General features: G+C 72.3%; 10 protein-coding genes and 1 pseudogene. 5 read left to right on the forward strand and 6 right to left on the reverse strand.

Annotated elements, in window-relative coordinates; genetic code table 11:
• Positions 1 to 308: 308 nt before the first annotated feature.
• Positions 309 to 1,613 (forward strand): M18 family aminopeptidase, encoded by a 1,305-nt coding sequence (locus tag ACIGXM_RS05590; protein WP_396557076.1) that lies wholly within the window; start codon positions 309 to 311, stop codon positions 1,611 to 1,613.
• A 43-nt stretch (positions 1,614 to 1,656) separates the two neighbouring features.
• Here the strand turns inward: ACIGXM_RS05590 and ACIGXM_RS05595 are convergent, their stop codons facing one another.
• From ACIGXM_RS05595 to ACIGXM_RS05610, 4 genes and pseudogenes are all read right to left on the reverse strand, one after another.
• Entirely contained in the window at positions 1,657 to 3,483 is a 1,827-nt protein-coding gene (locus ACIGXM_RS05595; protein WP_396557078.1) for an NHL domain-containing thioredoxin family protein, read from the reverse strand.
• Positions 3,484 to 3,523: 40 nt separating this feature from the next.
• Positions 3,524 to 3,823, reverse strand: a pseudogene (locus ACIGXM_RS05600) (type II toxin-antitoxin system PemK/MazF family toxin); the annotation flags it as partial.
• A 30-nt stretch (positions 3,824 to 3,853) separates the two neighbouring features.
• A complete protein-coding gene (locus ACIGXM_RS05605; protein WP_396557080.1) occupies positions 3,854 to 4,456 on the reverse strand; it encodes a GNAT family N-acetyltransferase in 603 nt (200 codons plus the stop codon).
• 125 nt (positions 4,457 to 4,581) lie between these two features.
• On the reverse strand, positions 4,582 to 5,865 hold the full coding sequence (locus ACIGXM_RS05610; protein WP_396557082.1) for an adenylosuccinate synthase: 1,284 nt from the start codon (positions 5,863 to 5,865) through the stop codon (positions 4,582 to 4,584).
• Between the two features lie 126 nt (positions 5,866 to 5,991).
• On the opposite strand from ACIGXM_RS05610, the gene ACIGXM_RS05615 reads away from it, so the two are divergent.
• The 3 genes from ACIGXM_RS05615 to purM all read left to right on the forward strand — a co-directional run bounded on the left by ACIGXM_RS05615 (position 5,992) and on the right by purM (position 9,745).
• Complete coding sequence (locus ACIGXM_RS05615; RefSeq protein ID WP_396557084.1) at positions 5,992 to 6,825, forward strand: diacylglycerol kinase family protein; 834 nt, start codon at positions 5,992 to 5,994, stop codon at positions 6,823 to 6,825.
• A 189-nt stretch (positions 6,826 to 7,014) separates the two neighbouring features.
• Complete coding sequence (purF, locus tag ACIGXM_RS05620) at positions 7,015 to 8,595, forward strand: amidophosphoribosyltransferase (RefSeq protein ID WP_396557086.1); 1,581 nt, start codon at positions 7,015 to 7,017, stop codon at positions 8,593 to 8,595.
• Between the two features lie 70 nt (positions 8,596 to 8,665).
• A complete protein-coding gene (gene purM, locus ACIGXM_RS05625; RefSeq protein ID WP_396557088.1) occupies positions 8,666 to 9,745 on the forward strand; it encodes a phosphoribosylformylglycinamidine cyclo-ligase in 1,080 nt (359 codons plus the stop codon).
• A gap of 126 nt (positions 9,746 to 9,871) precedes the next feature.
• Here purM and ACIGXM_RS05630 read toward each other — a convergent pair whose 3' ends face one another.
• Together ACIGXM_RS05630 and ACIGXM_RS05635 are read right to left on the reverse strand one after the other, a co-directional pair.
• A complete protein-coding gene (locus tag ACIGXM_RS05630) occupies positions 9,872 to 10,123 on the reverse strand; it encodes a DUF3073 domain-containing protein (RefSeq protein ID WP_396557089.1) in 252 nt (83 codons plus the stop codon).
• 350 nt (positions 10,124 to 10,473) lie between these two features.
• On the reverse strand, positions 10,474 to 11,649 hold the full coding sequence (locus ACIGXM_RS05635; RefSeq protein WP_396557091.1) for a Glu/Leu/Phe/Val dehydrogenase dimerization domain-containing protein: 1,176 nt from the start codon (positions 11,647 to 11,649) through the stop codon (positions 10,474 to 10,476).
• A gap of 140 nt (positions 11,650 to 11,789) precedes the next feature.
• On the opposite strand from ACIGXM_RS05635, the gene ACIGXM_RS05640 reads away from it, so the two are divergent.
• Positions 11,790 to 12,692, forward strand: a complete 903-nt coding sequence (locus tag ACIGXM_RS05640) for a hypothetical protein (RefSeq protein WP_396557093.1) — start codon at positions 11,790 to 11,792, stop codon at positions 12,690 to 12,692.
• Positions 12,693 to 12,868 lie beyond the last annotated feature (176 nt).

A 12,868-nucleotide genomic window follows, 5' to 3' on the forward strand; every position in this document is an offset into this window, starting at 1 on the left:
CGTACCGCCTGACCCACCCTCAGTCCGGAGGGGGCCCCGCGCATCGCGCTCGGCCCCCTCCGGGCTTTTTGCCAGGTGGGCTTTTCGCCGGGCGTGCTCTTCGTCGGGCGGGCTTATCGTGGAGTCTTCGCCCGGGTTTTCATCTCGTGAACACAAGTAAACGAAGGTGTGCGAACGGTACTGGTAGCGGGCCCATGGGGGTCGAGGACCATACCAAGTCTTGACCGTTCTGTCGGTGTACGGGCATATGCTCGAGGTGGAAAGCCCCTCCCCACCGGGCTCTCCGCCACCCTCAACCCAGGAGCAGCATGTCGACCGCCGACCACTCGGTCTACTTCGACCGGACCCACACCGATGATCTGATCGCCTATCTGGCGGCGTCCCCCTCGCCGTACCACGCGGTGGCGGGCGCGGCCGAGCGGTTGGAGAAGGCAGGGTTCCGCCAGGTCGCCGAGACCGACGCGTGGGAGGGCACGTCCGGCGGGCGATACGTCATCAGGGGTGGCGCGCTGATCGCGTGGTACGTGCCGGAGGGGGCCGGCGCGGAGACGCCCTTCCGCGTGGTCGGCACCCACACCGACTCGCCCAACCTGCGGGTGAAGCCGGTCCCCGACACCGCCTCGGCCGGCTGGCGACAGGTGGCGGTGGAGATCTACGGCGGGGTGCCGCTGAACACCTGGCTGGACCGGGACCTGGGGCTGTCCGGTCGGCTGGTGCTGCGCGACGGGTCGACGCGGCTGGTGCAGCTGGACGAGCCGCTGCTGCGCGTCCCGCAGCTGGCGATCCACCTCGACCGGCAGGTCAACGACGGACTGAAGCTGGACCGGCAGCGGCATCTGACCCCGATCTGGGGCCTGGGCGAGGTGGACGAGGGCGCGCTCATCTCCTACGTCGCGGAACGTGCCGGGGTGGACGCCGCCGAGGTGGTGGGCTGGGATCTGATGACCCATGACGTCCAGCCGCCGTCCTACCTCGGCAAGGACCGCGAGCTGCTGGCCGGGCCGCGCCTGGACAACCTGCTCTCGGTGCACGCGGCCACCGCCGCGCTGGCCGCCGCGGTCACGGCGGGCGACGGCGAGCTGCGGCACATCCCGGTGCTGGCGGCCTTCGACCACGAGGAGACCGGCAGCGAGTCGGACACCGGTGCGCAGGGCCCGCTGCTCGGCAACGTGCTGGACCGTACGATCCACGCGCGCGGCGGCAGCGCCGAGGACCGCGCCCGGGCGCTGGCCGGGACCATCTGCCTCTCCTCCGACATGGGCCACGCGGTGCACCCCAACTACATCGAGCGGCACGAGCCGGGGCACCACCCGCTGCCCAACGGCGGCCCGATCCTCAAGGTCAACGTCAACAACCGGTACGCCACCGACGGCGTCGGGCGGGCCGTCTTCGCGGCCGCCTGCGAGCGGGCCGGCGTGCCGTGGCAGAGCTTCGTCTCGAACAACGCGATGCCCTGCGGCACCACGATCGGCCCGATCACCGCGGCCCGGCTCGGCATCACCACGGTGGACTGCGGCATCGCCGCGCTCTCCATGCACTCGGCGCGCGAGCTGTGCGGCGCGGAGGACCCGTACCTGCTGGCCTCCGCGATCAAGGCGTTCCTGGAGGACTGACCCCCGGTCCGTGGGGCGCGGCCCGCGCCCCACGGACCGCTCGCTACGCCAGCCCGGCCAGCACCAGCGGCAGCCGGGTCGCGCCGCCGGCCACCAGCTTCACCGGCACCCCCCAGTCCTGCTGGTGCACGTGGCAGGCCGGGTACTCGATCGCCGGGTCGTCGTCGCAGGACGCCGCCATCGCCGAGACGTGCAGCACGCCCTCGGTCAGCTGGTCCGAGAGCACCAGCTCGCGGGAGAGCGCGGTGTCCGCGCCGGCGCCGGAGACCAGCAGCTCGGGCGGGGTCGAGCTGACCAGCAGCCGGGTGGACGGGCCGTAGCGCTCGTCCAGCTTCTGCCCGGCGGGCGCCGAGAAGACCACGTCGAGCCGGAGCGTCCCCGGCGCCACCTCGGTCGCCGCCCGCTGGGTGCGGTGGGCCACCGCCGCCACCCGGACCGCCTCCTCCGGCAGCCGTAGCCTGGTCAGCCGGTGCCGGGCGGACTCCACCACCACCAGGTCGTCGTCCACCAGCACCGCGCCGGAGGGCTCCCGCAGGTCGGTGGCGAGCGTGCTGACCTCGTCCGTGGCCGGGTCGAAGCGGCGCAGCGCGTGGTTGTAGGTGTCGGCGACGGCCACCGAGCCGTCCGGCAGCACGGTGACGCCCAGCGGGTGCTGGAGCAGCGCCTGCTCGGCGGCGCCGTCGCGGTGGCCGAAGTCGAAGAGGCCGGTGCCGACCGCGGTGTGCACCTGCCGTGTTTCACGTGAAACCCAGCGCAGCGCGGAGGTCTCGGAGTCGGCCACCCAGAGCCGCTCGCCGTCCGCCGAGACCGCCAGCCCGGACGGCTGGGCGAACCACGCCTCGGCGAGCGGGCCGTCCACCAGGCCCTCGTTGGTGGTCCCGGCGCTCACCGCGACCGTCCCGGCCAGCGGGTCGAAGGCCCACAGCTGGTGCACGCCGGCCATCGCGATCCAGACCCGGTCGTCGAACCAGGCGACGTCCCACGGCGAGGAGAGGTCCACCTCGCGGGCCGGGCCCTCGGTGGCGGAGCCCTGCCACCACTGGGCGCCGGTGCCGGCCAGGGTGCGGACCGCGCCGTCCGCCAGCCGCACGCCGCGCAGCGCGTGGTTCACCGTGTCGGCGACCACCACGTCGTAGTCCAGGTCCAGCCCGGCCGGCAGCAGGGCCAGCCCCTGCGGCTCGCTGAACCGGGCGGCGGCCGGCCCGCCGTCCACCAGCCCGCGCTCCCCGTCGCCGATCCGCCGCAGCACGGTCTCGCCGTCCTCGGCCAGCTCGACCAGCGAGTGGTGGCCGGAGTCCGCGACCAGGAAGCCGCCGCCGGGCAGTCGGATCGCCTTGCCCGGGAACTTCAGCACCCCGGCCGCCGGCTCCGGCGGCACGTACGGGCCGTCACCGCGCCGCAGCGTGCCCTTGGCCTCGTGCTCGGCCTCCAGCTCCTCGACCAGCCGCTCGATCGCGTGCGCGTGCCCCTCCCCGGCGTGCTGCGCGACCACGTACCCCTCGGGGTCGATCACCACCAGGGTCGGCCAGGCCCGTACCGCGTACTGCTTCCAGGTCACCAGCGCGGGGTCGTCCAGCACCGGGTGCGCCACCTCGTACCGGGCAACCGCGTCCACCACGGCCTGGTGGTCCGCCTCGTGCGCGAACTTCGGCGAGTGGACCCCGACGATCACCACGGTGTCGCGGTGCCGCTCCTCCAGCTCCCGTAGCTCGTCGAGGACATGGAGACAGTTGATGCAGCAGAAGGTCCAGAAGTCGGCGATGACGATCTTGCCCCGGAAATCCGCCAGGGAGAGATCCTTGCCACCGGTGTTCAACCAACCGCCCGCCCCGACCAGCTCAGGGGCGCGAACTCGTGCACGAGAAGCCATGTGGACATACAACCGCATGGGTGTGCGCGGTCATTCCGCGCTACCGGGCGAGGTGCGGACGAAGGGCGGCGTCCAGCAGTGCCGGCTGGTCGGCGGGGACGGTGCCGATCGGGTGCGGCAGGCGCTCGACCGCGACCGCACGGACCTGCTCGGCCTGGGCCCCGGAGTCGCGGTCGAGCCCGCGGGAGGTGGCGTGGAGTGGCACCCGGAACGGAAACACCCAGTCCGTGTTCGAGGTGATCGGCACGACGGTCAGCACGCCCCGACCGTGCCGGGCGGCGGACCGGTTGGCCGAGCCGTTCGAGACGATGACCGCGGGGCACGCCTCGTTCGCCTCACCGCCGCGAACCGGATGGCGCTCGCGGTGGCACTACCCGGCCGCCATGCGGTCGGTCAGGCGCTGCTTGGCGGCCGGCCACTCCTCGGCCAGCAGGGAGAAGTAGACGGTGTCCCGCCAGGAGCCGTCCGGGCGCCGGCGGTGGCGGCGGAAGGTGCCCTCGTACCGGGCGCCCAGGCGGCGGATGGCGTTCTGCGAGCGCTCGTTGAGGTGGTCGGTGCGCCAGGAGACCCGGCCCATGCCCAGCTCCTCGAAGGCGTGGACCAGCAGCAGCCACTTGGCCTCGGTGTTGACCTCGGTGCGCCAGGCGGAGCGGCCGTACCAGGTCCAGCCGATCTCCAGGCGCTCGTCGGTGGTGCTGATGTCGTAGTACGTGGTCCAGCCGACGGCGCGGCCGGTGGCGAGCCGGATGACGGCGAACGCGACACTGCTGCCCCGCTCGACCTCGGCCAGCCGGGCGTCCAGCACCGCGCCGAGCTCCTCGGCGGTCCGCGGCGCGAGTGTCGGCATCCAGCGCCAGACCTCCTCGTCCCCGCCGCCGGCGGCGAAGAGGTCGGCCAGGTGGTCGCGGGAGAGCGGCTCCAGCCGGACGTGCCGGCCGGAGAGTACGACGGGAACGGGCTGCTTCGCGGTCATGTCGGGAAAGCTAGCCGCGGATTGGACTAGTGGCAAGTGTTTTATGTTCTAGTGCAAACGGGAGAGGGTATGGGAAAGGGCCCCACCCGAGTGGGTGGGGCCCTTTCAGTGACTCAACTCGGCTGTCAGATGAAGGAGTTGATCTGGATGGTCTCGGTCCGGCCCGGGCCGACGCCGATCGCCGAGATCGGCGCGCCCGACATCTCCTCCAGCGCCTTCACGTAGGCCTGGGCGTTCTTCGGCAGGTCGCCGAAGGACTGCGCCTTGCTGATGTCCTCGTTCCAGCCCGGCAGCGTCTCGTAGATCGGCTTGGCGTGGTGGAAGTCCGACTGGTTGTAGGGCAGTTCCTCGACCCGCTGGCCGTCGATCTCGTACGCCACGCAGACCGGGATCTGCTCCCAGCCGGTGAGCACGTCCAGCTTGGTGAGGAAGAAGTCGGTCAGGCCGTTGACGCGGGTCGCGTAACGGGCGATCACCGCGTCGAACCAGCCGCAGCGGCGGTCCCGGCCGGTGGTGACCCCGCGCTCGCCGCCGATCCGGCGCAGCGCCTCGCCGTCCTCGTCCAGCAGCTCGGTCGGGAACGGGCCCGAGCCGACCCGGGTGGTGTAGGCCTTGAGGATGCCGATCACCCGGTCGATCTTGGTGGGACCGATGCCGGCGCCGGTGCAGGCACCGCCGGAGGTCGGGTTGGACGAGGTCACGAAGGGGTACGTGCCGTGGTCCACGTCCAGCAGGGTGCCCTGGCCGCCCTCCAGCAGGACCACCTTGCCGTCCTTCAGCGCCCGGTCCAGGACCAGCGTGGTGTCGGCGAGGTAGGGGCGGATCTTGTCCGCGTAGCCCAGGTACTCCTCGACCACCAGGTCGGCCGGCATCGCACGGCGGTTGTAGAGCTTGACCAGGATCTGGTTCTTGTCGTGCAGCGCCGCCTCGATCTTCTGCTGCAGGATCGACTCGTCGAAGAGGTCCTGCACCCGGATGCCGATCCGGTTGATCTTGTCGGCGTAGCTCGGGCCGATGCCGCGGCCGGTGGTGCCGATCTTGCGCTTGCCGAGGAAGCGCTCGGTCACCTTGTCCAGGGTGCGGTGGTACGGGGTGATCAGGTGGGCGTTGCCCGAGATCAGCAGCTTGGAGGTGTCGATGCCCCGCTCGTCCAGCCCGCTCAGCTCGGAGAGCAGCACGCCCGGGTCGATCACCACGCCGTTGCCGATCACCGGCGTGACGTTCGGGCTCAGGATTCCGGAGGGGAGCAGGTGCAGGGCGTACTTCTGGTCGCCGATGACCACCGTGTGACCGGCGTTGTTGCCGCCCTGGTAGCGGACGACGTAGTCGACGGAGCCGCCGAGGAGGTCCGTGGCCTTCCCCTTGCCCTCGTCTCCCCACTGGGCACCAACGAGCACGAGTGCCGGCACAGGCGTACACCCCTTCCGGTTGGGGCATCCTGCGTAGGCCGCAGTCTGCCCCGAGATAGACGAAGCCCCTGGCGCAATAGCGCAAGGGGCTCTTGCACCGAGAGATTACCTGAGGAAGGACCGGTCGTGTCGTCCCAGTCCACGTCCGTACCCCCGTCCCCCGACACACCGGAACCGCCCGCGAACGCCCCGCTGCTGGTTCTGCTCGACCCCGTGGCGCGGGCGGCCGACGGGGAGGCGGTGCGGATCGCCCGGGACGTCCTGTCGGGGGGTGCGGACGTCAAGGTGGTGCTGCCGGAGAGCGCGGCCGAGCTGGACCGGGTGCTGTCGCACCGCGGCCGGCGCCGTCCGGTGGTGATCGGTTCGGACCTGACGCTCCAGCGGGTGGTGCAGGCGCTGCACCGGCAGCGCGAGTTGGGCTCGGGGCCGCTGGGGCTGGTACCGGTCGGTCGGGCGCCGGCGGTGGCGCTGGCCCGGGCGCTCGGGGTGCCGTCCGATCCGGTGGCGGCGGCCCGGGCGGTGCTGGCCGGGGTGCCGCGCGAGTTCGGGATGCTGCTGGACGACGACGGCGGGGTGGTGCTGGGGGAGGTGCGGATCCCCGGGCGGGGGCAGGGCCATCCGGGGGGCTGGCGTTCGCTATGGGCGAAACTTGTTGCAGCCGAGCAGGTGGAACCCGAGCCTGTCCGCCTGCGCGTGGAGGCCGACGGGCGTCCGCTGGGCGGACGCGACCGTCCGGTTCGGCTGGTGGCGCTGCGGCTGCCGGCGGGGGCCGCCTCGGCCGAGGTGCTGATCCGCCGGCCCGGTCCGGGCGGGGCGTTGCTGCGGGTGCGCGCCTCCAGTGTCACGGTGGCCGGCCGGACCTTCGGGTACGAGGCGGACGGCTGCCCGGCCGGCCCGGTCCGGACCCGCACCTGGACCGCGCAGCCCGCCGCCTGGGAGCTGCTGCTGCCCGCCGGGTGAGCGATCGGTGGAGGACCGGGGTGAGCGCCGGGGCGTGAGCAGCGTCACGTGCCCCTCGGGGTCCGCCGGGCCCAGCCTGGCCGACCGCCGTGGTAAGGGGCTCGATCTACGCGCGTTGTCGGCAATTCGCCCAGTCCGCGGGCCGTCCCCGTACCGGAAGCCTGTGCCAACTGCCCTAGACTCGAAGGCGTGCCACGTGGTGACGGAAGACTCAACCACGATCTTCTTCCCGGTGAGAAAGGCCCCCAGGACGCTTGTGGCGTCTTCGGCGTCTGGGCTCCCGGCGAGGAGGTCGCCAAGCTCACGTACTTCGGCCTTTATGCCCTGCAGCACCGTGGACAGGAATCCGCGGGCATCGCAGTGAGCAATGGGTCCCAGATTCTCGTTTTCAAGGACATGGGACTCGTTTCCCAGGTCTTCGACGAGTCCTCGCTGGGGTCCTTGCACGGGCATATCGCCGTCGGACATGCCCGCTACTCGACCACCGGGTCGTCGGTCTGGGAGAACGCCCAACCGACCTTCCGGGCGACCGCCCACGGTTCGCTGGCCCTCGGCCACAACGGGAACCTGGTCAACACCGCCGAACTGGCGGCCATGGTCGCCGAACTCCCCGGCGAGGAGCACGTCTCGCGCTCCGGCCGGACCGCCGCGACCAACGACACCGACCTGGTCACCGCGCTGCTCGCCGGCCACCCGGAACTCTCCGTCGAGCAGGCGGCCCAGCTGGTGCTGCCCCGGGTCAAGGGCGCCTTCTCGCTGGTCTTCATGGACGAGCACACCCTCTACGCCGCCCGTGACCCGCAGGGCATCCGCCCGCTGGTGCTCGGCCGGCTGGAGCGCGGCTGGGTGGTCGCCTCGGAGACCGCCGCGCTGGACATCTGCGGCGCCAGCTTCATCCGCGAGGTGGAGCCGGGCGAGCTGGTCGCGATCGACGAGAACGGCATCCGTACCTCGCGGTTCGCCGAGTCCCGCCCCAAGGGCTGCGTCTTCGAGTACGTCTACCTGGCCCGCCCCGACACCTCGATCGCCGGGCGCAACGTCCACCTCTCCCGGGTGGAGATGGGCCGCCGGCTGGCCGCCGAGGCCCCGGTCGAGGCCGACCTGGTGATAGCGACGCCGGAGTCCGGGACGCCCGCCGCGATCGGCTACGCCGAGGCCAGCGGCATCCCCTACGGCTCGGGCCTGGTGAAGAACGCCTACGTCGGGCGGACCTTCATCCAGCCCAGCCAGACCATCCGCCAGCTCGGCATCCGGCTCAAGCTCAACCCGCTCAAGGAGGTCATCGCGGGCAAGCGCCTGGTGGTGGTGGACGACTCGATCGTCCGCGGCAACACCCAGCGCGCGCTGGTCCGGATGCTCCGCGAGGCGGGCGCCGCCGAGGTGCACATCCGGATCTCCTCCCCGCCGGTGAAGTGGCCGTGCTTCTTCGGCATCGACTTCGCCACCCGGGCCGAGCTGATCGCCAACGGGATGACGGTCGAGGAGATCGGCAAGACGCTCGGCGCCGACTCGCTCGCGTACATCTCCCTCGACGGCATGATCGAGGCGACCAAGCAGCCCAAGGAACGGCTCTGCCGGGCCTGCTTCGACGGCGAGTACCCGATGGAGCTGCCGGACCCGGCGCTGCTCGGCAAGCTGCTGCTGGAGGCCGAGATCGCCGGTAGCAAGCAGCGTCCCGCCAGCCGCGGCAAGCCGACCGGCTCCGACCTGGACGGCGTGCAGTCGCTGCTCGGCGGCCACGGCGCGGCCGACGCGCTGCGCCGCCCGTAGTTCTCCCGCCGCGGGGTCCGGCCGGGCCCCGCGGTGCACACCCCCCTAGACCCGAGAGGGCCTTGCAGCTGTGACCAGCACCGAAGAGTCCGGAGCCAGCTACGCCGCCGCCGGCGTGGACATCGAGGCGGGCGACCGCGCCGTCGAGCTCATGAAGCAGTGGGTGAAGCGGACCAACCGCCCGGAGGTGGTCGGCGGCCTCGGCGGCTTCGCCGGGCTCTTCGACGTCTCCGCGCTCAAGCGCTACGAGCGGCCGCTGCTGGCCTCGGCCACCGACGGGGTCGGCACCAAGGTCGCGCTGGCCGCGGCGATGGACAAGCACGACACCATCGGCCACGACCTGGTCGGCATGGTCGTCGACGACCTGGTGGTCTGCGGCGCCGAGCCACTCTTCATGACCGACTACATCTGCGTCGGCAAGGTCCACCCGGAGCGGGTCGCGCAGATCGTCAAGGGCATCGCCGAGGGCTGCGTGCTGGCCGGCTGCGCGCTGGTCGGCGGCGAGACCGCCGAGCACCCGGGCCTGCTCGGGCCGGACGAGTACGACGTGGCGGGCGCCGGCACCGGCGTGGTCGAGGCGGACGCGCTGCTCGGCGCGGACCGGGTCCGGGCCGGCGACGTGGTGATCGCGATGGCCGCCTCCGGCCTGCACTCCAACGGCTACTCGCTGGTCCGGCACGTGCTGCTGAAGCAGGCCGGCTGGCAGCTCGACCGCGAGGTGCCGGAGTTCGGCCGCACCCTGGGCGAGGAGCTGCTGGAGCCGACCCGGATCTACTCGCTGGACTGCCTGGCGCTCACCCGGGCCACCGAGATCCACGCCTTCTCGCACGTCACCGGCGGTGGGCTGGCCGCCAACCTGGCCCGGGTGATCCCGGACCACCTGCACGCCCGGCTGGACCGCGGCACCTGGACCCCGCTGCCGGTCTTCCAGACCGTGGCCGAGGTCGGCCGGGTGCGGACCCTGGAGATCGAGAAGACCCTCAACATGGGCGTCGGCATGGTCGCGGTGGTCCCGCCCAGCTCGGTGGACGTGGTGCTCTCGGTGCTGGAGGACCGGGGCGTCGAGGCCTGGGAGCTGGGCGACGTCGTCACCCGGGACAGCACCGAGCACGCGGCCGGCGCGGCGCTGTACGGGGAGTACGCGAGCTGACGGAACGCCGAACGGGCCGCTCCCCGGCAGGGGAGCGGCCCGTTCTTGCGTCCGGCGGCCGAGAGTCGCGGACACGCCGAAGACCGGCCCGGCGCGGTGGGCGCTCGGACCGGTCAGGGCCGACGGTCAGGCGCGGCGGCGGGCCTGCTGGTGGCCGGCGCCCGCCTCCTCGTCATCCTCGTCCTCGTCGGCGTAGTAATCCGCGTACGCCGCGTAGGGGTCGTCCTCGTCCTCGTCCTCGACCGGCTCAGGGTTGATCGAGGGAACGGGCGAAACGCCCAGCTCGCTGGAGAGACGGTTAGCGTCGAAGCCGCCGCTGTTGTACTTCAGCTGGCGGGCGACCTTCGTCTGCTTGGCCTTGGCCCGGCCGCGCCCCATGGGTCGACCCCCTCAACGGTGGGGCTCACGGCCCCGAGTCTGACACGTGTTCATGATCAGGAGCGGCGCGCCCGAAGTGGGAGAGCCGTCCCTTGGAGCATTAACGGTACCTGTTTCCGCCGTCGGACGGTACGTCGCCGGTGTGACGTGGCGCGCACTGTCGCCCCGAGGGACCAGGTCTGACCAGGTCACGCGGGGAATTCCAGGCTTTCGCAGGCTGCCCGGAGGGTGACCGGGACCGTTCTTCTCCGATCGATTATCCCCCGACCGGGGCGCTTGGATCGCCCGATCGGGGGACAGACCGAGAATCCGGTTCCACATTGTGATGCGGGCGCCGGACCCGACGCGGATCAGCCCCTGCGGGCACCCGGCAGCAGGATCGTGCGCAGCGCGCTGATCTCCCGCATCCGCCGCTCGGCGAGGCGGTCGGCGGCGACGGCCGGCGGCACGCCGTCGGCGGTGGCCCGGGTGAAGATCTCCAGGGTGGTGTCGAAGATCTTGGTCGCCTTGTTCTTGGCCCGCTCGAAGTTGAAGCCGTCGATCTCGTCGGCCACCTGGATCACGCCACCGGAGTTCACCAGGTAGTCGGGGGCGTAGAGGATGCCGCGGTCGGCCAGGTCCTTCTCCACCCCGGGGTGGGCCAGCTGGTTGTTGGCCGCGCCGCAGACCACCGAGGTGCCGGCGGCGGTCAGCGCGCCGACCGTGTCGTCGTCCAGCGCGCCGCCCAGCGCGCACGGGGCGTAGACGTCCAGACCGGCGGCGAGCAGGGCCTTGCTGTCGGCGACCACCTCGACGTCCGGGTGGGCGGCGCGGACCCGGTTGACCGCGGCCTCCGAGACGTCGGTGATCACCACGGTCGCGCCGTCGGCGACCAGGTGACCGACCAGGTAGTGGCCGACCTTGCCGACACCCGCGACGCCGACCTTGCGGCCGCGCAGGGTGGGTGCCCCCCAGCGGGCCTGGGCCGAGGCCCGCATGCCCTGGAAGACGCCGAAGGCGGTGAGGATGGAGGAGTCGCCGGCCCCGCCCTGCTCGGGGGAGCGCCCGGTGACGTAGTCGCACTCGCGGGCGACCACGTCCATGTCCTGGACGTAGGTGCCCACGTCGCAGGCGGTGATGTAACGGCCGGCCAGCGACTGCACGAAGCGGCCGTAGGCCCGCAGCAGCGCCTCGGACTTGTCACCGCCCTCGGCCTTCGCGGTGGGGTCGCCTATGATCACGGCCTTGCCGCCGCCGAGGTCCAGCCCGGCCAGCGCGTTCTTGTAGCTCATCCCGCGGGAGAGCCGCAGCGCGTCCTCCAGCGCCTCCTCCTCGGAGGCGTACTGGTGGAACCGGGTGCCGCCGAGAGCCGGGCCCAGGGCGGTGGAGTGGATGGCGATGATCGCCTTGAGTCCGGTCGTCCGGTCGTGGCACAGCACGACCTGCTCGTGGCCGTCGCCCGGGACGCCGTCCTGCTCAGTACGGAAGATCCGGCTCAGCACGCCTGATGCGGGGTGCGTCGCGGATTCGGTGCGTACGTCGGTCACTGTGGTGACTCCAGTATCTGCTGGCCCGCTGCTGTGGTGCGGGCATCTACCGCGAAGCGTAGTCAGGGGCGGGGGCGCCCGGGAGGCCCCCTCCCGAACCCGTCCCGGGTCCTCCCGGTCCGTCACGGGTGCGTGCGACGATGCAGAGCGTGACCGCTGTGCGCACCTCGGTATTGCCGCCCTACGCCGCCCACCTGCGGGTGTACGAGCCGCTCGCCGCGTACCCCGAGCCGGAGCGGGCCCGCTGGCAGGCCTACGCCGCGTCCCGCGGGCCGGACGCCGGGTCGGCCGCCGAGCCGGTGGCCCGGGCAGCGCTCGACGCACAGCGGGGGGCGCTCGCCGAGTTGCTCGCCCGGACTCCCCGCGCGCTGCCCGAACGGGAGAGCGAGCAGGCCTTCGTCCGGCTGGTCGACGGGGTGACCTACGTCTGCCCGTGGGCGACCCGGCTGCGCAGCTGGCAGGCGCTGGACGAGCTGACCGAGTCGATGCCGGTCGCGCTGCTGGACACCGTGCTGCCGCAGGCGGTCCGGCAGGACGCGGTGGCTGCCCGGGCCCGCTGGCGGGTGGCGCATCCGGACGCCCGGCCCTGGATCCTGACGGCCCGTTGGGAGGTGCCGATGCGCTGGTTCCTGCCGTTCGGGGCGGAGGACCGCCGGTTCGTCCCGGCCGGCCCGGTGGAGGGGGAGGGCCGGCCGGAGCCCGCGACGCTCTTCTACCTGACCTCGATGGCCCAGGCGCGGCGCCGGGTGGCCCGCGGCTACCGGGTGCTGCGGGAGAGGCTGCGCGGGACGCCGCTGGCGCTGGGGGCGGAGGAGATCGGGCGCTGGCTGGAGGAGTTCCATCCGCGCTCTTTGGTGGAACTGGACTACGGGGGGCTGGTGCACGTGATGGGGGCGGAGCGGCTGGCGGCGGACCGTACGGCGGCCGAGGTGGCCGACGGGTTGGAGGCGCTGCGGTCGGGGGACGCCGAGGGTGCGTCGCGGGTCTACCGGACGGTCACCGAGCGCTGGCGGCAGGTCCAGGCGCTGCGCCAGGCCAACTGAGCCGCGGGGGCGGCTGACCCCGGGTCAGCCGGTGGCCAGGAGCGGGGAGGGAAGGGGGTGTAGGAAGCATGTTCCGAAACCCGGGACCAAGGTCCCGGTTCGGGTCAATAGCCAACGAACGTGACACTACTCACCGTTGACCTGAAGTAACCGTTAAGGGTAGAAATGGGACAACC

It is taken from the genome of Kitasatospora sp. NPDC052896 (assembly GCF_044547075.1).
Lineage (GTDB): Bacteria > Actinomycetota > Actinomycetes > Streptomycetales > Streptomycetaceae > Kitasatospora.